Origin of the sequence: Mesorhizobium sp. M0998 (assembly GCF_040318885.1) — a bacterium.
Lineage (GTDB): Bacteria > Pseudomonadota > Alphaproteobacteria > Rhizobiales > Rhizobiaceae > Mesorhizobium.
The window spans coordinates 150,489-169,205 of sequence record NZ_JAMYND010000003.1; the positions used below are offsets into that span (position 1 = coordinate 150,489).

The 18,717-nt window shown below is 60.2% G+C and carries 21 protein-coding genes; 5 read left to right on the forward strand and 16 right to left on the reverse strand.

Annotated elements, in window-relative coordinates; all coding sequences use genetic code 11:
• Positions 1-318 precede the first annotated feature (318 nt).
• From petA to NKH59_RS04165, 4 genes are read left to right on the forward strand one after another with little or no spacing between them, the layout of a single operon-like run.
• Positions 319-900, forward strand: coding sequence for a ubiquinol-cytochrome c reductase iron-sulfur subunit (petA, locus tag NKH59_RS04150; RefSeq protein WP_502895671.1), 582 nt, complete (start codon positions 319-321; stop codon positions 898-900).
• A gap of 16 nt (positions 901-916) precedes the next feature.
• Complete coding sequence (locus tag NKH59_RS04155; protein WP_352470602.1) at positions 917-2,212, forward strand: cytochrome b; 1,296 nt, start codon at positions 917-919, stop codon at positions 2,210-2,212.
• A gap of 23 nt (positions 2,213-2,235) precedes the next feature.
• Positions 2,236-3,753: a mechanosensitive ion channel family protein gene (locus NKH59_RS04160; RefSeq protein WP_352470603.1), complete on the forward strand. Its 1,518-nt coding sequence runs from the start codon at positions 2,236-2,238 to the stop codon at positions 3,751-3,753.
• 26 nt (positions 3,754-3,779) lie between these two features.
• Positions 3,780-4,691, forward strand: coding sequence for a pirin family protein (locus tag NKH59_RS04165; protein WP_352830675.1), 912 nt, complete (start codon positions 3,780-3,782; stop codon positions 4,689-4,691).
• A 67-nt stretch (positions 4,692-4,758) separates the two neighbouring features.
• Here the strand turns inward: NKH59_RS04165 and NKH59_RS04170 are convergent, their stop codons facing one another.
• The 9 genes from NKH59_RS04170 to NKH59_RS04210 all read right to left on the reverse strand — a co-directional run bounded on the left by NKH59_RS04170 (position 4,759) and on the right by NKH59_RS04210 (position 10,555).
• Positions 4,759-5,190 carry a DUF1810 domain-containing protein gene (locus tag NKH59_RS04170; RefSeq protein ID WP_352502535.1) on the reverse strand — a complete coding sequence of 144 codons (432 nt, stop codon included), beginning with the start codon at positions 5,188-5,190 and terminating at the stop codon, positions 4,759-4,761.
• A gap of 42 nt (positions 5,191-5,232) precedes the next feature.
• Positions 5,233-5,514 carry a GNAT family N-acetyltransferase gene (locus NKH59_RS04175; protein WP_352449832.1) on the reverse strand — a complete coding sequence of 94 codons (282 nt, stop codon included), beginning with the start codon at positions 5,512-5,514 and terminating at the stop codon, positions 5,233-5,235.
• 52 nt (positions 5,515-5,566) lie between these two features.
• On the reverse strand, positions 5,567-6,301 hold the full coding sequence (locus NKH59_RS04180; RefSeq protein ID WP_352540087.1) for a sensor histidine kinase: 735 nt from the start codon (positions 6,299-6,301) through the stop codon (positions 5,567-5,569).
• Positions 6,302-6,428: 127 nt separating this feature from the next.
• The gene (locus NKH59_RS04185; protein ID WP_352470608.1) at positions 6,429-6,866 is read right to left on the reverse strand and encodes a CBS domain-containing protein; all 438 of its coding nucleotides are present in this window, start codon (positions 6,864-6,866) and stop codon (positions 6,429-6,431) included.
• A gap of 137 nt (positions 6,867-7,003) precedes the next feature.
• The gene (locus NKH59_RS04190) at positions 7,004-7,525 is read right to left on the reverse strand and encodes a carboxymuconolactone decarboxylase family protein (protein WP_352449835.1); all 522 of its coding nucleotides are present in this window, start codon (positions 7,523-7,525) and stop codon (positions 7,004-7,006) included.
• A 266-nt stretch (positions 7,526-7,791) separates the two neighbouring features.
• Positions 7,792-8,439, reverse strand: a complete 648-nt coding sequence (locus NKH59_RS04195) for an HD domain-containing protein (RefSeq protein WP_352470609.1) — start codon at positions 8,437-8,439, stop codon at positions 7,792-7,794.
• Between the two features lie 51 nt (positions 8,440-8,490).
• Positions 8,491-8,892: a cupin domain-containing protein gene (locus NKH59_RS04200; RefSeq protein ID WP_352470610.1), complete on the reverse strand. Its 402-nt coding sequence runs from the start codon at positions 8,890-8,892 to the stop codon at positions 8,491-8,493.
• Between the two features lie 46 nt (positions 8,893-8,938).
• On the reverse strand, positions 8,939-9,697 hold the full coding sequence (locus NKH59_RS04205; RefSeq protein WP_352470611.1) for an SDR family oxidoreductase: 759 nt from the start codon (positions 9,695-9,697) through the stop codon (positions 8,939-8,941).
• A 66-nt stretch (positions 9,698-9,763) separates the two neighbouring features.
• Positions 9,764-10,555 carry an alpha/beta fold hydrolase gene (locus NKH59_RS04210; protein ID WP_353021063.1) on the reverse strand — a complete coding sequence of 264 codons (792 nt, stop codon included), beginning with the start codon at positions 10,553-10,555 and terminating at the stop codon, positions 9,764-9,766.
• A gap of 370 nt (positions 10,556-10,925) precedes the next feature.
• On the opposite strand from NKH59_RS04210, the gene NKH59_RS04215 reads away from it, so the two are divergent.
• On the forward strand, positions 10,926-11,153 hold the full coding sequence (locus tag NKH59_RS04215; protein WP_352612459.1) for a DUF680 domain-containing protein: 228 nt from the start codon (positions 10,926-10,928) through the stop codon (positions 11,151-11,153).
• Between the two features lie 266 nt (positions 11,154-11,419).
• Here NKH59_RS04215 and NKH59_RS04220 read toward each other — a convergent pair whose 3' ends face one another.
• From NKH59_RS04220 to NKH59_RS04250, 7 genes are all read right to left on the reverse strand, one after another.
• The gene (locus NKH59_RS04220; RefSeq protein WP_352993803.1) at positions 11,420-12,169 is read right to left on the reverse strand and encodes a glucose 1-dehydrogenase; all 750 of its coding nucleotides are present in this window, start codon (positions 12,167-12,169) and stop codon (positions 11,420-11,422) included.
• 113 nt (positions 12,170-12,282) lie between these two features.
• The gene (locus NKH59_RS04225) at positions 12,283-12,528 is read right to left on the reverse strand and encodes a hypothetical protein (protein WP_352470615.1); all 246 of its coding nucleotides are present in this window, start codon (positions 12,526-12,528) and stop codon (positions 12,283-12,285) included.
• A 13-nt stretch (positions 12,529-12,541) separates the two neighbouring features.
• The gene (locus NKH59_RS04230; RefSeq protein WP_502893737.1) at positions 12,542-13,522 is read right to left on the reverse strand and encodes an alpha/beta fold hydrolase; all 981 of its coding nucleotides are present in this window, start codon (positions 13,520-13,522) and stop codon (positions 12,542-12,544) included.
• Between the two features lie 560 nt (positions 13,523-14,082).
• Entirely contained in the window at positions 14,083-14,766 is a 684-nt protein-coding gene (locus NKH59_RS04235; RefSeq protein WP_031211078.1) for a response regulator transcription factor, read from the reverse strand.
• A complete protein-coding gene (locus tag NKH59_RS04240; RefSeq protein ID WP_352470617.1) occupies positions 14,756-15,145 on the reverse strand; it encodes a response regulator in 390 nt (129 codons plus the stop codon). The genes NKH59_RS04235 and NKH59_RS04240 overlap by 11 nt, the downstream gene beginning before the upstream one ends.
• Before the next feature lie 2 nt (positions 15,146-15,147).
• Complete coding sequence (locus NKH59_RS04245; RefSeq protein WP_352470618.1) at positions 15,148-15,789, reverse strand: response regulator transcription factor; 642 nt, start codon at positions 15,787-15,789, stop codon at positions 15,148-15,150.
• Positions 15,786-18,623: a sensor histidine kinase gene (locus NKH59_RS04250; protein WP_353021103.1), complete on the reverse strand. Its 2,838-nt coding sequence runs from the start codon at positions 18,621-18,623 to the stop codon at positions 15,786-15,788. Before NKH59_RS04250 ends, NKH59_RS04245 begins: the two co-directional genes overlap by 4 nt.
• Between the last annotated feature and the right edge of the window lie 94 nt (positions 18,624-18,717).

Below are 18,717 nucleotides of genomic sequence, written 5' to 3' on the forward strand. Positions count from 1 at the left end.
CGTCGCCGAGCGGAAAACCTGCCCCGCGCCACGCGAGACAACCGCTCCAGAAACTCGCACTTGGCGGAGACGACGACTACGACACCGACAGCTAGACGTGCCTATGCCGAGGTATGGTCGGACTGAAGTTCGGGATCGCCGTGCGCAATGCCGGGACGTATGCCAGCTCAGCGGCCAACGGTTATCTGGAGGAATCCAGAACCTTCCATGATGGCATCATCGCCGGCCCGGCCAGTCCTTCGCTCAGGAAATCCTAAACGAAAGTATTGGACGCACGTGCCGTTGGCACGATGGCTCACACCCGGCCACGGCCGGCATATTCCGCGCGGCACGAGCAGACTGGAAACGCGAAAGCCGTGGTCTGACTTTTGCTCGATTGCCACCAACGCGATGACGCAGCTTCCGACAATAGGAGTCGCCATCATGGCCGACCTTTCCGAAACCTCCACAGCCGAGCACACATTGCGCGTCGAGGCGCCCGCCGCGATCGAGGTCGACGTCTCCTCGCTGACGCCGGGAACGTCGCTGATCGTCGACTGGCACGGCAAGCCGGTTGTCGTGCGCAACCGCACCGAAAAAGAGAGGAAGGACGGCCAGGCAGTCAGTCTCGCCGAGCTCAAGGATCCAATTGCCCGCAACGCCAACCTGCCGGCCGATGCGCCGGCAACCGACGCCAATCGAACTATGCCGGGCAAGGAAGCCTGGGTGGTGATGATCCAGGTCTGCACCCATCTTGGCTGCATCCCGCATGGTCAGGAAGGCGATTTCGACGGCTGGTTCTGCCCCTGCCATGGTTCGCAATACGACACTGCCGGCCGCGTCCGGAAGGGGCCGGCACCCGAGAACATGGCGGTACCGGTGTTCCAATTCGTTTCCGACACCAAGATCCGTATCGGCTGAGGCAGGGGGCATTTCGATGAGCGGCGGCAAACACTCGACCTATACGCCCAAAACCAGAATCGAACGTTGGTTCGACGCCCGCCTGCCGCTGCCGCGGCTGGTCTATGACAGCTTCATCGTCTATCCCGTCCCGCGCAACCTGAACTATGCCTATACGTTCGGCGGCATTCTCACGATCATGCTGGTTTCACAGATCCTGACCGGCATCGTGCTGGCGATGCATTACGCCCCTGATACGGGGCTGGCCTTCAACTCGGTCGAGCAGATCATGCGCGACGTGAATTCGGGCTGGCTGCTGCGCTATCTCCATTCCAACGGCGCGTCGTTCTTCTTCATTGCCGTCTACCTCCACATCTGCCGCGGGCTCTACTATGGTTCGTACAAGGCGCCGCGTGAGCTGCTGTGGGTGCTCGGTTGCACCAACCTCCTGCTGATGATGGCGACGGCCTTCATGGGCTACGTGCTGCCTTGGGGACAGATGTCGTTCTGGGGCGCTACTGTCATCACCAGCTTTTTCACCGCCATCCCACTGATCGGCGACTGGCTCCAGCAGCTTTTGCTCGGCGGCTTCGCGGTCGATAATCCGACGCTGAACCGCTTCTTTGCGCTGCATTACCTGCTGCCATTTGTGCTTGTGGGCGTGGTGACCTTGCATATCTGGGCGCTTCACGTCGTCGGCCAGAACAATCCGACCGGCATCGAGGTCAAATCGAAAACCGATGTCGTGGACTTCACGCCCTATGCCACCGTCAAAGATGCCTTCGGCATCCTCGTGTTCCTGTTCTTCTTCGCCTATTTCGTCTTCTACCTGCCGAACTACCTCGGCCATCCCGACAACAACAGCATCGCCAATCCGCTGAAGACGCCGGCCCACATCGTGCCGGAATGGTACTTCCTGCCGTTTTATGCGATCCTGCGGGCCATCACCTTCAATATCGGGCCGATCGATTCCAAGCTCGGTGGCGTGCTCGCGATGTTCGGCTCGATCGCCGTGCTGTTCCTGGTGCCGTGGCTCGACACCTCGAAGGTGCGCTCGGCGGTCTATCGGCCCTGGTACAGGGTGCTCTTCTGGCTGTTCGTTGCCAATGCCCTCTTTCTCGGCTGGCTCGGCTCCCGGCCGGCGGAAGGCGCATACGTCGTCATGTCCCAACTGGCGACGCTTTACTATTTTGCGTTCTTCATCATCGCCATGCCGGTGCTCGGGCTGATCGAAAAGCCGCGACGGCTGCCGAATTCGATCACCGAAGCAGTTCTCGAAAAAGACAAGGCCAGCGCCAGAGGCCCGATCGCCGGGCCGGAGACCAAACGTTGAACCGGGCATCGCGGTGATCGTTCATGAACTGGTGGAACTCTCCTCTGGTCTACATCGTGTTGCTCGGCCTCGCCGGGATCGTCGTTTGGTCTCTCATCCCCAGACGCTTCGCCAATGCGAAGCTGGTCGTCCAACTCGCCTTTTTCGTCGCGATGTCGGCCATGGTTCTCCACCTGCGCGTCGTGCCGTACGAGGCCGCAGGGGACAACGAGACAACCGGAGGAGCGATCCTCATCGGCTCGGTCAAGCTGCTCTGGTGGGTTCACCTTGCCTGGGCGCTGATCGGATTTGTCCGTATCTATCTCGTCTTCGAGCGAAAGCCGCGCGAGGCACGTCTCCTGCAGGACGTCGTGGTCGGTGTCGTCTACGCTGGAATGTTCCTGTCGATCCTGGCGTTTGTCTTTGCAGTGCCGGTCGGAACGCTCATTGCCACGTCGGGCGTGTTTGCCGTCATCCTGGGACTGGCGCTCCAGAATACGCTTGGTGACGTATTTTCGGCGATCGCGCTTAACCTCGGCCGCCCTTACGTGCTTGGAAACTGGATCATTCTGGGCGACGGAACCGAAGGCCGCGTTATCGAGACCAATTGGCGGTCGACCCAACTTCTGACCCCGACACACAATGTCGTGGCGCTGCCAAACAGCCTTCTCGCCAAGATCGGGGTAACAAATCTAAGCGGTCCGGACGAGAGCCATGGACTTGCCGTAACCGTCAAGGTGGCGCCAACGAAGACGCCGGCGATCATCGTAGACCTCATGCGCACTGTCTTGCTGAGCTGCAATTCGATCCTCCAGGACCCTTCGCCTTCGGTCACCATCAGAAGCCTGGATGCCACAGCTATCGAGATCGAGTTGTTTTTTCGCGTCGCAAGTATCGACCAGCGAAGTGCCGCTCGGAACGAAATCTTCGATCTCATTTATCGCCATTCAAAGTCGACCGGCATGCTGCTGGCGGAGCCATTTTCAGGCTCGATTGCCATGACCAACCGGCCGGGCCACGAGACGGCGGCCTCCCAAGGCTTCACCCCGATCGAACTCATCAATTCCATACCGGTATTCTCGGCGCTAACGGATACCGAGCAGGGTTCGCTCGCCAAAGCGGCCTCGGTTCGCACCTACCATAAGGGCGAAATCATCGCACGACAGGGAGAGATGCTGCCGTCGCTCATGATCGTTCGGACGGGCGTCATCGTCCGGCAAATTGGCGAGGACGATGATCAACTGCAGGAGATCTCCCGGCTTGCACCTGGCGATTTCTTCGGCGAGACCGGCTTGCTCGCCGGTATTGGCGAGATGTCGAGTTTGCGGGCAATGACCCCTGTCACGGTTTACGACATAGACCAGGAAAGCTTTGCGCCGCTGCTGCACGACAGGCCCGAAATGGCCGAAGATCTTGCCGCGATCCTGTCGATGAGGGTGTCGGCTTTTAATGAAAGCGGCATCGCCGGACAGCACCACGCGAGCTCCAAATTCGCGCTCCTCAAAGCCATTCAGACAGTCTTTCGAGCCGCTTCGTTCAAGCGCGTTCGAGCACCTGGCTGACAAGGCATGCAGAAGGACAGAGATCCATGACCATCCGCCAAAGCGGTATCACAGGCATCGATACACTCATCCAGCCAGCTATCCGTGATTTTGCGGACGGACTGAAGATAAGGCGCGTATTGCCGTCCTCGGATCGCCTGATGATCGGGCCCTTCATCCTGTTCGACCATTTCGGCCCCGCTATATTCGACGCAGGTCACGGTTTCGATATGGGACCGCATCCGCATATCGGCGTTGCGGCCGTGACCTACCTGATCGATGGCGAGATCGTCCATCGCGACAATTTGGGAAAAGTGCAGACCATCCGTCCTGGCGAGGTCAACTGGATGACGGCCGGGTCGGGCATCGTCCATTCCGAGCGCACGCCACCGGAAGTCCGGGCGTCGGCAAGCAATCTCTTCGGCGCTCAGGCTTGGATCGCCCTCCCCTCCCGCTATGAAGAAATTGCCGCCGACGTCGCACATTTTGGCGCTCCCGAAATACCGAGGATCTGTGCCGACGGCGTCGAGTTTACGTTGATCGCCGGCGCGTCCGACGGGTTGGTCTCGCCGGTAAGGACGTTCTCCGACATGGTCTATGCCGAAATTGTGCTCACGAGCGGTGCGCGCTACCAGGTGAAACCCGAACACCGTGAGCGTGCGATCTACATCGTCGCCGGTGAGGTTGGAATTGTCGGCCAGTTCGGTACGTTTCATGAGGCCGAATTAGTAGCTCTGGCGCCCGGCGCTGAGATTGTGCTCCAGGCGCCTGCCTTCCATGCGGCGAGACTGATGCTGATAGGAGGTGAGCCCCTGGCCGAGCCACGTCATATCTTTTGGAACTTCGTCTCCTCTTCAGCCGAACGGATCGAGCAGGCAAAGGCGGATTGGCGCGAACGCCGCTTCCCCGGCGTGCCGGGAGAGCACGAGCTCATGCCTCTGCCAGATGGCAGCGTGTGAGGGATAAGGCAGCGGATGGTGACCTCAGCGCCGCGACAGCTTTACGCCGGGTGGCGCAGGCAGACCACTACGATATCAAGTAGAGATCGTTCATCGTTTCCTCATCGAGCAAACCGTCGAACCAGACGTCGAAGATTGTCTCGAGCAGGAACTCGTCGTTGCTTGCTTCGGAAAACAGCGTGAGGGACGCGTGCAACTTCTTCGCATCAACGTCACCGAAGACAGCGCGAGCGCTTAGGCCGGAGAGCCGTTGCAGGGTGCCAACGCATTCCCGATAACGGCCTCCGAGGATCGGAAACGAGAGATAGGCGCTGGCTTCGTCGAGCGATGTGATTGCATATGGCTCAGGCGCTGTACCACTTCGCCTTGTGGCCAACCTTGGGAAGATGAACTCCATGTAGGGAGTGCACATCATCCCTCGACGTAGAATGGCCAGCGCGTCGTCGTAGACCGGATCCTGTGCGCTGACGAATCTCTGCAAATCATACTCGTCAGGCATTTGGATGGATCCTTGGGAAACCCTCAACATTCGTGCCCATGACTAGCCGCCGACGACATCTGCATAGTCCGGGTGCTTGGCGAAAAAGCGGCTCATGAAGGGACATTTCAAGATCGCTTTACGGCCGGTCTTGCGGAGCAGTTCGAAGGTTCCTTGGGCCAATTGCGACGCGATCCCTTGTCCGGAAAATTCCGACGGGACTTCGGTGTGTATCAGCGCAACCTTCCCGCCCTCGAGCCGATAATAGGCCGCCGCAAACATATCACCGGCGATCGGCAGCTCGAAACGGTGCTGTTGGACGTTTTCAACGACTTGTGCATCCATCTTTATCTCTCGATTGTATGTCACGTGTCACCGGAGGCAGATTGGCGGGCCGCTATCGCATCGCAGGCAACCGCAGAGTGACGGTCGTGCCTGCCCCAAGTGTGCTCTGAATATCGATGCTTCCGCCTGATTGCTCGGCAAAGTGCTTCACCATCGGCAAACCGACGCCGCCGAGGCCTTCGCTTTTGGTGGTGAAGAACGGATCGAAGGCGCAGACCATCGTCTCGCTGGTCATCCCGATACCGTTGTCCGCGACGCGGATGTCTACCTGACCGGCGGCAGAGTTCTCAGAGGCCAAGCCGGCATCGATCGAGATGAAACCGCCGTCAGGCATTGCATCGCGCGCGTTGAACAGAAGATTCAGAACCGCATTTTGCAATCCAAAGCGATCGCATCTCACCAAAGGCAGGTCGGACCCAACCCGAAGCTCAAGACCGAAATTGGCATCCAAGGCGCTCCGTACGAGGGTTTCGATCTCAGCCAGGCAAGCACCTACGTTTGTGTATTCGATTTCCGCGTGGCTCTCTCGGGCCAGGCTGATGGTTTGCCGGACAAGGCCACCAGCCCGCTCCAAAGCCGTTTTGGCGCCGGCTATTACAGGCCCGAGCGCCGGAGCCGCTTGGATGCTCGGATCGCGGGCCAGGTGGTTCAACGCCGACGAGGCGACCTGAATGAGATTGCCCAGGTCATGGACGATGCCGGCCGTCGACATTTGCACGGACATACCACCTCCAGGGCCATCGGGCGGGCCGTCGAAGACATCTTCTTTTATGTCCGGACGAAACATTTCGTTCCCCGCTGGCTAAGTCGGCACCTATTGGCTTCAACACGCTATAATTTATGGCTTTTATTTTCCATTATATCTAAGAAGACGCCGATACATACTTCCGTATATTCAATCGCGAGACGATGCTCTATTGATAGCCGATCCCGCTGATGTAGTTGGCAAGCAGCCGTTCCTGCAGTTCCTCTTGTTTGAAGAGCGCCTTCATCGCATCACGGATATCGAGGACGCCTAGCGGTTTCGAGTCGGCCCCGAGCACCGGCACATTCTGAAGGCCTCGCGCGGCCATGGTCTGCCACACTGAATGAAGGTCGTCATCGGGACCACAGGACACGATGGACCTGCTCATCAAAGCCGCAATCGGCGCTTCTGTTGGCCCTGAATTCGCCAGATGGCGGACAAGGTCGGACTTGCTCAGCACGCCTGCCGCCTCCCCACTGCCGTGGCACACCACGACCAGGCCTATTGCGGGCCTGGAAAGTGAGAGTGCCGCACTGCGGAGTGGAGCGTCGACATCGACCACCATGAGACGGGCCGATATTACTGGATGCAGACTGTCAATTCGCATGACGCCCTCCTGAGAGCGCCTCGCGGCCGCGGCCGCGGGGCTGGGATCGGTTCCAGTGTTGGTCGCCGAGCTCGGCGCCTTCGTCCGGCCGGTCAGAATGGCGCGCAAACAAGCGCCATTCTGACCCATTCCAAAGATTAGCTCAGTGCTGCTTTGCTCAGGCCAAACTTCGCATCGCCCGAGCCCGGGACGGGTTTGAAGCCGATATTCAGACGGTTCCAAGAGTTGACCGCCATGACAACGAAGGTCAGATCGGAGATTTCCTTCTCGGAAAGCTGCGACCTGACCCGATCGTAGATCTCGTCGGGGACACCCTGCTCGGGCAGCTTGGTCAAGACTTCCGTCCATGCCAAGGCTGCGCGCTCGCGAGGAACGAACAAGGTCGAATCCCGCCAGGCTGCCAGGTGGTAAAGGCGCAGTTCGCGCTCGCCATGGATCTTCGCCTGTTTGACGTGCATATCGAGGCAGAAGGTGCACCCGTTCAGCTGCGCGGCTCGGACTGCAACAAGGTCGCGGATTGGCTCTTCGATCGACCCCTCTCGCGTCGCACCAAGAAATTCAATAAATTTCTTCAGAAGTTCCGGCGACTGCTCCGCATAACTCGCGCGTTGGGCGACGGCTTTTCCTTTCGGAGCGACCGGTGGCGCTGCAATATTCATTACTTATCTCCTTGAGGTGTTTGCAATCCATTGCACCGTAAGGATGACCGGTGAGACGAACTGTTGCTATCGTGCCGATGATATGTATTGCCACTCGATTGGGTTGGGGCGCCTAAACCGAAGTATAGGAGGTGGAAATTGGCACCTGACCGCTGCCCTCGGCAATTCGCTTTGCCGCATGCATCCGACAGACGCACAGCGTTTGGGTCACTTGAAGGGCAAGGCTGAACCGACCGGTGTCGATAGAACCTGGATCGAAACTGCGGTCACTCTTCAAAGGGAGCGTTCATCACAAGATCAACTGCCGAAGTCGCCTTGTAGCCTGAAACAAAGCGCTCGCCGAAGTCCCGGGCAAAGTTGTCGTAGGTGGTTTCGGGCCTGATCTCGGCGATATGGCAAAAGCATCGCGTCATCCGCCGCTTCATCCCGAGGCGCGGAAATTCGCCAACGATCTTTGCAATCTCGGCTGACGAAACGAGGCTGTATTGCAAGCCGACGACATCGAGGCAGATGCCGGCTGTGCACAGCGCCACCTCAGCCTCCTTGTAGAGGCCAATCGACGGCGTCGAGTTGAGGGCGACGCTGTCCCAGATCAATTGGGCGCGCCGCTCGTCGAAGCCGCCCTCCCGAACGAAGGCGCGGGCGAGATCGGCGCCTTCCACTTCGAAACGGCGCGGCCCGGCGAAGTCCTCATTGAGCGTGACGTCATGCAACAGGGTTGCAACCGCAACAACCTCCGCGTCGTGCTGGATATTCTGAATCTGTCCGATCCGGGCCGCGAAAAGCCAGGATCGGACCACGTGGTTGAACAGGTAGGGTTCACATCGAGCGCGGGCATGTTCGATCGCTCGGCCAACAAGCGGAGTATGGGGGACCAAAATCCCCGCAAGTGTGCGGATGGCGATCGAATTCATGTCACTGACCGTCCCTTCGCGTACGCCCCGATGGTCCTGGGGGCTACGATTTCATTTCGCGTTCGTCGTCAGTTCCGTCTCGCTGGTGTCGACGACGAAAATAGCAAGCAGACGAGCGCCTTCCGTCTTGCTGGCGTTTTCGCTGACGGCATGACGGTCGCCAGGGAATTCCGAGAAACTCTCGCCGGCGCGATAAGTCTTCACCGGCCCGTCATTGACCTGGCTTCGGATCGCCCCCTGCAGGACCGTGGCATAGATGAACGCGGATTTGGGATGGGTATGAGCCGGCGACGTACCCCCAGGCGCGTACTCGACGAGCACGGCTTTCATGCTCTTGCCGGGCACGTTTGGCAGAGCCTGGTCGTAGACAAGCTTCACGCTGGCGGCGTCATTGGCCATTGCTGCGGTGACGGAAGCGGCGGTGAGCGCGGCGCAGAGAAGTGTTTTGATCATGTCTGGTCTCCTTGTTGTGCGAATGGCGGGCCTATCCGATGATTACTTACTTCGGTGGTGTGTATCGGCTGAGCCAATCATCGAAACGCACGGCGCCGATGCGCGCGTTCTCGCCGGGCACCAGCGTTCGATCGTCGATTGCCACTTGGCCGTAGTAGAGCGCGCCGGGATCCGGGACGACTTTGCGCGGGTCCTTGGTGGCCTTCAGGAAGCGCTCGACAAGTTCGCTCATGCGAACACGCTCCGGGCCGGCAATTTCGATCATGCCGTTCAACGGCGCGGCAAGCGCGACGTCCGCCATCGCATCGGCAACATTATCAGCCGCCATGGGTTGGAAGTAGGCCGGCGACATATGAATGGTATCCCCGACGGCGCCCGTGTTTGCGATGGCGGCGGTGAATTCGAAGAATTGAGTGGCGTGAACGATGGTGTAGGGAATTCCGGACTCCCTGATCAGCTTTTCCTGAAGCAACTTGCCGCGGAAATAGCCCATGCCCTGCAGCCGGTCGGTACCGACGACCGACAGCGCCACGTGATGACGGACGCCGGCGGCCGTTTCGGCGGCAAAAAGATTACGCCCGGATGCCGAGAAGAACTCCAGGGCAGCCTTTTCCTCGAACGACGGCGAGTTCGCGAGGTCGATGACGACCTGCGCACCGGCAAGCGCGGCCGCCAGACCCTCTCCCGTAACGGTGTTGACGCCCGAATTCGGCGACGCCGCAAGTACGTCGTGGCCTTTGTTTCGCAGTCTCTCCACGGTCTTTGAACCGATCAGCCCGGTTCCGCCGATGACGACGATCTTCATGTCTGGTCTCCTGGTGTTGCGTGTCTATTTTCGTTGCTCGATCGGATGCTGGGCGTTTCCGGCCTGCTACTGACTGACCGATGCAGCAGCATCCTCGATGAGTGACGTGACCTCGTCGGGATGCGAAACCATGAGCGCGTGGGACGCACCCTCGATGACGACGGTCTTTACCGCGTGCGCACGCTTGGCCATGAAGCTCATGACGGCTGCCGGGATGTTGCGGTCATCCGAGCCGTAGATCATGTAGGACGGCAGCGTCTTCCATGAGGCGACGTCCGAGGCTTCAGCCAGAGCCGCCTGCGCAACAGGGCGTTGAGTGGCAGCCATCAGCAAAGTCTGCTCTTGCGGAACGTCGGCGGCGAACTGCGCGCGGAACTTGGCCGGCTCGATGAAGAGGTCTTGTCCGCCGTCCGGCAACGCGACTGGAGCAAGCGCGCTCCCCAAGGTGCTACCCGGAAACATGCTGGACAACGTAAGGCTCGATTCGCCCGTATCGGGCGCGAAACCCGCCACGTAGACCAACGCCTTCACATTGGGATTGCCATTGGCGGCCTCGGTGATGACGGGCCCGCCATAGGAATGCCCCACCAGCACGACCGGCCCGGAAACCGACCGGACGATGGCTGAGACTGCTTTCGCATCGCTGGCAACGCCGCGGAGCGGATTAGCTGCGGCTATCGCCACATAACCGTCTTTGCTGAGCTTGGTGATGACTGCATCCCAGCTCGACGATTCCGCGAAGGCGCCGTGCACCAGTACGATCGTCGGCTTGGGCTGAGAATTCGCGGCCTGCGCCATCCCGCCGCCCGACGCGGCAAGCGCTGCGGTGAGGGCCAGGACTCGAGTTATGTTTCGCATTTGCTTTCTCCCGTGTCGCCTGTGGTGACCAATGCTCAGGAGAATGCGCCGACGCGGCCCGCCAACCTATTGTGCGGAAGGGTCTGTCATACAATGCCAAGGTGCAGGGTAGGTCACCGGGGAGATCAGGTGCCCTGCAGCAAATTGAGGTATCTATGCCGGGTGTGCATTGTCGGCGGTCGCCGGAACAGACACTGAGGGCGCGCCGCAAAGCCTCCTCTCGTCAACGACATAGTCCCTGGCCTTCGGCCTGAATCGCCCAATGCCTTCGTATGGATCAAACAGCCGGACCGTCTGATCGTGTCGCTGCGTCACGACATTTATATTTGTATGGGTGAATACCATCCAAGCCATCAATGGAGTTACTGAAATGAAAATGACAGTCCTTGCTGTCGCCGTGCTTGTTATTACAGCAGGAAGCGCCACTGCCGGAAGCGACCACTATGGATCAAACGGATCCCAGCAGCCTGCGACTGCGTCTTACAACATGTATACATCCTCGATCAAAAAAATGAACAATGATATCGGGGTGCCGAAAACCGTACGCAAGCCGACTGTTCCCAACGATGAATATGGCCAGGGCATCTGGGGTCACTGATCCCGACCTACAGAAAATTGAAGGACCGGGGCGAGACCTCGGTCCTTCCGCCGTATCGGCGGGCCGACTTCTCTCTTGCGCGTCGATCCCTGCAATGCGACTTGCTGCTTACGTGGCTCAATTTGCGCCACGTCGACAAAACGTCTCGCCTCCGACCTATTTGGCGCGACTCGTGCGGCAGCTTCCCGGAAAATCGTCTTGAGGATGACCGATTGCTCAGCCATTTATTCGGAAGTCTATTGGCGCGACGACATCGCAGTCGTGGCTCAGAGCACTGCCATCCCGCCGTCGACCCGCAGATTGATGCCCGTTACGAAACTGCTCGCGTCCGAGGCAAGGAACAGGGCGGCTTTTGCCAGCTCTTCCGGCTGCCCCATCCGGCCCAGGGGTATTGCCTCTGCCATCGCCTTTTCAAACAGCCCGCGCTGCTCAAACGGTATGCCTAGCTTATCGAGAATAGCCGTATCCACCGGACCTGGGCTGAGCACGTTGACCCGGATGCCGCGAGACTTCAGTTCGATCGCCCAAGCGCGCGCAAAGGCATTTATGGCCGCCTTCGAGCCCGCGTAAACAGCATGACCGTCCAGAACCTTCTCGCTGGCCAGCGAGCCTGTGAGGATGATTGCGCCGCCATTCCGCATGATCGGAATCAGCTTCTGGACGCCGAAGAAGACGCCTCGCGTATTGACGGCAAATTGCGCATCATATTCCGCCTCGGAGACGTCGGCCGAGTGCGTGATGGTGTTTATGCCGGCGTTCGCCATATAGATGTCGAGCGCCCCGAACCTCTGACGGATCTGTTGCGCTACCTCGTCATGGTGCGACACCTCGGCCACATTTCCCTGAATGCCCAGCGCGCCTGCCCCGATCTGTGCGACCGCTTCCTCGACCGCCTGCCGCCGGCGGCCGGTAATGACGACTTGCGCGCCCTCGGCCGCAAAGATTTTTGCAGCCGATAGTCCGATCCCGCTGTTCCCGCCGGTGACCACCGCGATCTTGCCCGAGAGTACGCCCATTTCGTTCCTGCCTTCGAAAAATAGCGCCGGTGCTGCTGCGATAGTCGCAACTGCTGGCCAAGAAAATTTCACGCCTAATTGAGACCGCCAAAATGAGCGGCAATCGCAAACGGCTAGCGATTGATAAACTCCCGGTGCTTAGCCAGTTTGACGTCTTGGAGAGCGCTTTGGCCATCAAGGCAGAACAAGCGCGCGGCGGCGACCCCCGACAGCGCGACGTAGTGTCGAACGCCGGCGATCGCCTCCGGGCTGCACAGGCGCAGTTGCCCGAGTGGCAGCCGTGGCGCAGCATATGTTTCGCGCCCCTGCCAGCGCTCCAGCTCGATGGCGCAGTGGTTCGGTTCCACAATCCGGGACATGAGCCGACAGAAGCTATCCTTTGATGAAGGCGAGCAGGTCAGCATTGACCTGATCTTGGTGCGTGGCCGTGATCCCGTGGGGCGCGCCGGGGTAATAGATATCCTTTGCGCCTTTGATCAATCGGGCCGACTTGACTGCCGAGTCCTTGACGGGGACGATCTGGTCGTCTTCGCCATGCAGGACGAGGGTTGGTACGTCGAATTTCTTGAGGTCCTCGGTAAAATCGGTCTCGGAGAACGCCTTGACGCTTTCGTACGCGTTCACGAGACCCGCCTGCATGCTCCAGAGCCAGAACTGATCCAGAGTCCCCTGGGAAACCTTGGCGCCTGGCCTGTTCGCGCCATAAAACAACGGTGCGAGGTCCCGGTAGTACTGCGACCGATCCTTGACGAGGCCAGCCCTTATGCCGTCGAATACCTCGATCGGCAGGCCTTCCGGATTGGCCGGCGTCTTCACCATGATCGGCGGAACAGCGGCGATAAGAACAGCCTTGGCCACCCGCTTCGTCCCGTGCCGTCCGATATAGCGAGCAACCTCGCCTCCTCCGGTCGAATGGCCGACCAGCGTGGCGTTCCGGAGATCCAGCGCCTCGATCACGGCTGCAAGATCGTCCGCATAGCCGTTCATGTCGTTGCCGGACGTGGCCTGGCTCGATCGGCCATGGCCGCGCCGGTCATGCGCAACGACGCGAAAGCCGTTATGGGCAAGAAAGAGCATCTGGCCGTCCCAGGCGTCGGAATTCAGCGGCCAGCCGTGCGAAAACGTGACGACAGGACCCTTGCCCCAATCCTTGTAGTAGATTTCGGTGCCATCCTTGGTCGTGATGGTGCTCATCGTCTTGGTTCCTTTGATTGAGGGGGAAGAGGGAAGGTTTTGTTTTCGGCTCGTTGCCGAAGCAGCGCGGGGCAGTCCGGCGGCTGCCGTAGAGATCAGGCCTGCCAACATGACATCGCGGCGAGATCCGCCGACGGAGAAAAGTCCGTCTTTGTTCATCGTGTCCATCCATGTGCTTTGAACGTCCTGCTCACCATCACGACCGTCGAGTCGGCCTGAGCGGTCGCGTTCGGGGAGGAGCGAGCGAGGAGCGGTAGAAACGCGACGGTCGTGATGGCTTGCGAGGAACAGGATGCACCGATCCGGGCCGCGAACCTACTCTACGGAGGCATCTGTCATACGATGCCAAGGTGCAGGGCAGGCACGCCGAAGATAGGGCCGGGCTAAGGCAAGCTCTTATAGACACACGTCAATTAGGCTTGGGTAGCGGCGCGGGGACCGACGCGGCATGGCCGGCGTCAGTTGCTGTTGCATGAAATGTTGCGCGTTTTTCGGTCAGGCTGGCGCTGCCAAAGAGCGCCGCTCAGTAGTAACCGATGTTTGGCGCGGGCCTTGCCGCGAAACACCAAACAGGACCACCGATGTACATCAGGATCACCCGCAGCAGCACGAGCGTATCAACAGGCAGGAAGGCCTGGGCGCGCTGAGAAAGCACCTGAAATGGCCCGGCGCGCCGGGCGATCCTATTGGATGGGGCATGGATCGGCTTGTGCCAAATTCTAGACCTCGCGCATCGGCGCGGGCAGCGTTTCCCACGCCCGGATCAGCTCACCGATGGAAGCGGCTTCCATCTTGCGCATGACATTGCCGCGGTGAAGCTTGACCGTCACTTCACTGATGCCGAGGTCGAAGGCGATCTGCTTGTTGAGGCGCCCGCGCGCCACTTCACGCAGGACCTCGCGCTCGCGCGGCGTCAGCGTCTCGACGCGCTCGATGTTGCGCTTGACGATCACGGCATCCGCCCGCCGCTTGGCATCCACCGCAATGCCGGCGATCACAGCGTCAAGCAGCGTCTGATCCCGCACCGGTTTGGTGAGAAAGTCCACGGCGCCGGCCTTCATCGCCTGGACAGTCATCGGGATGTCGCCATGCCCGGTCAGGAAGATGATGGGTTTGGGGTTGCCGTTTTTCGCAAGATGGTGCTGCAGATCGAGACCGCTCGTCCCTGGCATGCGCACGTCGAGGATCAAGCAGCCGGGGCTCTCCAACACGTCGGCGTCAAGCAATTCACGGGTTGAGGTAAAGCACACCGGCAGGAAACCCGCCGACAGGATCAATTCAGACAGCGCCTCCCGAACAGAGGCATCATCATCGACAATAATGACCAGCGGCTGCTCGGCTTCAGCCCTTCGCTGCTGTGATGACGGCGTCGATCTCGGTAAGGGCAATTGGTCAACTCTCATGTTTAGCCTCCGTTTCTGGGTTGCGCAAAGCGTCGCCGATCGCCGCAAGCAGTGCCTGGCCATCGAACGGCTTGCGGAAAAGCCTGCCAATGCCCTTGGCGCGGTGCTGATCCACTATCTCGTGGCGGCCGGTGATCAGGAACACAGGCAGATCCGGACGCGCCTTCTTGACCAAGTCGCGAAGTTCAAAGCCGTCCATGCCGGGCATCCCGATGTCGGTGATAAGCATGTCCAATCCAGACAGGCCGCTGACCAGTAACGACCCTGCCGACGAGAAGCTGCGGGCCACATAGCCGGCGGACTCCAGAAGGTCCTCCAGCGACTCGAGCAGCCTTGGGTCATCGTCGACAATCGCCACGACAGGCCTCCGCTTGCTCACCCTCAGTTCCCCCCTGCCCGGCGCGAGTGCGTGATCGGTATTCCCAATCGCTCGGCGATGCGAACGAGGTCGGCGAGCGACGCCGCGACCATCTTCTGCATGACGTTCCTTCTATGAATTTCCAGCGTAACTTCGCTGATCCCCAGTTCAGCGGCCGCCTGCTTGTTGAGCAGACCGCTGACCACCAGCGGCAGCACCTCACGTTCGCGCGGCGTCAGCTCGAGATAACGTTGCTTCAACACGCCCAGCTCGGCGCGCTCCGATCGCTGTACCCGATCCTGGGCAATCGCCGCATGGATTGCGGCCATGAGGTCTGCATCGCTGAAGGGCTTAGTCAGGAAATCCACGGCGCCGTGCTTGATCGCACGCACCGAGGACGGGATATCGCCATGTCCCGTCAGGAAAACGATCGGTGGATGATCGCCCTCGGCAATCTGCCGCTGCAGATCGAGGCCGTTAATATCCGGCAACTCGATATCGAGGATGAGGCAGGCAGGGACGTCCGGCTTGTCAGCGCGGATATAATCGCCCGCCGATCCGAACGCTACGGCACACATGCCGTGTGCAGCCAGCAGCTCGCTGAGCGCCTCCCGAATGCGTTCATCGTCATCTACGATGAAGACAATTTGGCCGTCCGTCGTCATGACGCCGCTTTCGCTTCAATCGGCAACGTGAAGATAAACGTCGCTCCACGTGGTTCGTTCTTCTCGACCCATAAACGCCCGCTGTGCGACTCGATGATCGAACGGCAGATCGCTAGTCCCATGCCCATCCCTTGCTCTTTCGTGGTAAAGAACGGTTCGAATATCCGGTCGGGAAACTCGATGCCCCGGCCGCGATCTCTGACTTCGGTCTGGACAACATCCCCGATATGGCGCACGCGGATGCTGATAACTCCGTCATCCGCACCAGAGTCCATCGCCTCCATGCCGTTGCGGATGAGATTGACCAGAACCTGCTGGATTTGGACGCGATCGAACGCGACTAGCGGACTGTCGCTTCCGACATCAACGCTGGTGCGAACGCCCCGCCGCATCGCTTCCTCGGCCACGAGGTCGCGTGCCTCTGTGATGACACTGCTGAGCGTCGCATTGGTCCTCGTCTCGGTGGATTGCTTGAACAGCGCGCGGATGCGGCCGACGACGTCCGCCGCCGAATTGGCGTCCCGGATTATGCGCTCGGCCGTAATCTTCGCGCGTTCGACGTTCGGAGGGGCGGCGGACAGCCAACGGTGGCATGCATGGGAATTGGCGACGATCGCGGCCAGCGGCTGATTCACCTCGTGCGCGATCGAAGCGGAAAGCTCGGCGAGACTTGCAGCCTGAGTGGCTTGCGCGAGTTTGTCGGAGGCTTGTCGCAGCGCTTCCTGGGCGCGCACCTCTTCGTCGATGTCGAGGGAAACCCCGTACCATTGCACAACCGCCCCGTCTTCATCACGCCGCGGCTCCACCCTGCACTCCGCCCAGCGATAGCCATCTGTTTCGCGCCAGCGAAACCGCATCGCGGAACCGCCGCCTGTTTCGAAACAGCTCAGCAACGTGCGCAGCACCTCGGGACCATCTTCGGGATGAACCAGTTCTTGCAGCAATTCCTCGATGCGCGGCTCTCCGAGTGTTTCGAAATTGGCGATGACGGCGCGGAAATGGTCCTGGTATCGCTTGTTGAAGTAGACCGGCCCGCCGGTCGGCACCGCGCTCCAAATGCGGACCGGCACAGCGTCGATCATCTGCTGAAGCTGCAATTCGCTCCGCCGCAGGGCCTCTTCGGCTTGCATCTGATCGTCTATGTCGTGACAGAGGCCGTACCACTGCGCGATCAGGCCAGCGTGATCGCGCATCGGCTCCGCCCGGCTCGACATCCAGTGATAGATGCCATCGGCGCGGCGCAAGCGATACCTCATGGAGAAGCGCTCACCGGTGGCGAGGCAGTGACTGAGCGTATCGCCGAATGCTGCTGCGTCGTCCGGATGGACGATGGCCGCTATCATCGCCGCCAGCCGGCTGATGCCCTGTTTGTCCAAATCCGTTACGTCAAGGCCGAGAAAGTCGACCATTCGCTTGTTGAAAAAGGTCGGCTCGCCGTCCGGCGTCAGGCGCCAAACGTGGCTCGGAACCATGTCGACAAGCTGTGAGAGCTCCCGCTCCCGGTCGCGCAATGCCTCCTGCGCGCGCACCTCATCGTCGATGTCGATGCTGGCCGTGTACCATTGCACGATCGTCCCACTCTGGTTCCGCAGCGGCTCGGCGCGGCCCTCCCTCCAGCGGTACACGCCGTCCGCGCGACGCAGGCGATACCTTATGGGATAGGGTTCGCCGGTGGCGAGCGAGCGGCTGAGCCATTCTCTCATCCTGGGTCCATCGTCGGGATGGACGGCTGCCGCGACCAAGGTCGCCAGGCGGCTCGTGCCCGGCTCGTCCCAGTCCGCGATGTCGTTGAGGCCGATATAGTCTGTCGTGCGCTTGCTGAAGAAGGTTGGTTCGCCGTTGGGCGCCATGCGGGCGATGTGAGCGGGGATCATTTCGACCAGCAACGAGAGTTCTCGCTCCCGCTCCCGCAAGGTCTCCACACTTTGGCGCAAAGTGAGCACCGCCGCCTGATGCTGCCTGGAAATGGCGGCCACGACGAGCGCCGAAAATGCAGAGATGGCCAGAAAAAGCTGCAGCATGATCTGGTTGTGCTTCTGGGACTCGGGATCGCCGGCAAATTGGCTGGCGCCGGATATCGTGAATACCGCCGTGATCAGAGCGAGGACGGTCAATGCTACGGCGGCGCCTCTGAACTCAAAACGCACCGCGGCCCAAAGAAGAGGCGGCATGATGATGTAGGCGAAGGGCAGATAGCCGCTCAAGGAAAGGGCGGCGATACCAAGAAAGATCAGCCCCAGGACGCAAGCTTCCATCCATCGCGCTGCCGAGAGCTGCGCTTTGCCGCGCCAGTTCTGGAACACGACCAGCGCCAGTGGCGCTACGATCAGGACTCCCGTCGCGTCTCCGATCCACCACAGCGGCCAAGCCGTCACAAAGGTTTGCGATTGTATGCCAAACCAAGCAAGCGCCGCACTTCCCACCGTTGCGCTTGCAACTGGCGCAATTCCAGCGGCCAGTACGACGAATGCGAGAACGTCCCGCAACGTTTCCAGCCGAACTGGGCGCTTGCAGGTCTGGTTCACAAGCCATGCGCCGGATACCGCTTCAAGAGCGTTGCCGGCAAAGATCAGGAAGGCTGCGGGCAGCGGAGTGTGGAACCACAAGAAGTTGCTGAACAGTTCTGCCACACAGGCCCCCAGCACCCACCACGGCCAGCTATACCTGGAGGCGAAGACAAGAGTAGCGATGAAAAGCCCGCTCGGAGGCCAAATGGAAATCCCTGTTCCAGGTATGATTGCGAGCGACTGGGCGAAGCCGCAGCCCAGGACATAGGCCGTAATAAAAAGCCCCAGATGCAGGAATTGGGGACGGTGCGACCAGACGCGCGACAACCTGCCTCTTCCAAGATCGCTGATCATGTTGCCGCGAATCAGGCCCGGTTCATTCGTCGCGAAAGGTCGGCCACTTCCCGGTCCGGATCGGTTC

What these genes read in the sequence shown, in the direction of transcription:
- NKH59_RS04155 (WP_352470602.1), top strand. Translation starts at nt 917, where the DNA reads ATGAGCGGCGGCAAACACTCGACCTATACGCCCAAAACCAGAATCGAA.
- NKH59_RS04160 (WP_352470603.1), top strand. Translation starts at nt 2,236, where the DNA reads ATGAACTGGTGGAACTCTCCTCTGGTCTACATCGTGTTGCTCGGCCTC.
- NKH59_RS04165 (WP_352830675.1), top strand. Translation starts at nt 3,780, where the DNA reads ATGACCATCCGCCAAAGCGGTATCACAGGCATCGATACACTCATCCAG.
- NKH59_RS04170 (WP_352502535.1), bottom strand. Translation starts at nt 5,190, where the DNA reads ATGCCTGACGAGTATGATTTGCAGAGATTCGTCAGCGCACAGGATCCG.
- NKH59_RS04175 (WP_352449832.1), bottom strand. Translation starts at nt 5,514, where the DNA reads ATGGATGCACAAGTCGTTGAAAACGTCCAACAGCACCGTTTCGAGCTG.
- NKH59_RS04180 (WP_352540087.1), bottom strand. Translation starts at nt 6,301, where the DNA reads ATGTTTCGTCCGGACATAAAAGAAGATGTCTTCGACGGCCCGCCCGAT.
- NKH59_RS04185 (WP_352470608.1), bottom strand. Translation starts at nt 6,866, where the DNA reads ATGCGAATTGACAGTCTGCATCCAGTAATATCGGCCCGTCTCATGGTG.
- NKH59_RS04190 (WP_352449835.1), bottom strand. Translation starts at nt 7,525, where the DNA reads ATGAATATTGCAGCGCCACCGGTCGCTCCGAAAGGAAAAGCCGTCGCC.
- NKH59_RS04195 (WP_352470609.1), bottom strand. Translation starts at nt 8,439, where the DNA reads ATGAATTCGATCGCCATCCGCACACTTGCGGGGATTTTGGTCCCCCAT.
- NKH59_RS04200 (WP_352470610.1), bottom strand. Translation starts at nt 8,892, where the DNA reads ATGATCAAAACACTTCTCTGCGCCGCGCTCACCGCCGCTTCCGTCACC.
- NKH59_RS04205 (WP_352470611.1), bottom strand. Translation starts at nt 9,697, where the DNA reads ATGAAGATCGTCGTCATCGGCGGAACCGGGCTGATCGGTTCAAAGACC.
- NKH59_RS04210 (WP_353021063.1), bottom strand. Translation starts at nt 10,555, where the DNA reads ATGCGAAACATAACTCGAGTCCTGGCCCTCACCGCAGCGCTTGCCGCG.
- NKH59_RS04215 (WP_352612459.1), top strand. Translation starts at nt 10,926, where the DNA reads ATGAAAATGACAGTCCTTGCTGTCGCCGTGCTTGTTATTACAGCAGGA.
- NKH59_RS04220 (WP_352993803.1), bottom strand. Translation starts at nt 12,169, where the DNA reads ATGGGCGTACTCTCGGGCAAGATCGCGGTGGTCACCGGCGGGAACAGC.
- NKH59_RS04225 (WP_352470615.1), bottom strand. Translation starts at nt 12,528, where the DNA reads ATGTCCCGGATTGTGGAACCGAACCACTGCGCCATCGAGCTGGAGCGC.
- NKH59_RS04230 (WP_502893737.1), bottom strand. Translation starts at nt 13,522, where the DNA reads ATGAACAAAGACGGACTTTTCTCCGTCGGCGGATCTCGCCGCGATGTC.
- NKH59_RS04235 (WP_031211078.1), bottom strand. Translation starts at nt 14,766, where the DNA reads ATGAGAGTTGACCAATTGCCCTTACCGAGATCGACGCCGTCATCACAG.
- NKH59_RS04245 (WP_352470618.1), bottom strand. Translation starts at nt 15,789, where the DNA reads ATGACGACGGACGGCCAAATTGTCTTCATCGTAGATGACGATGAACGC.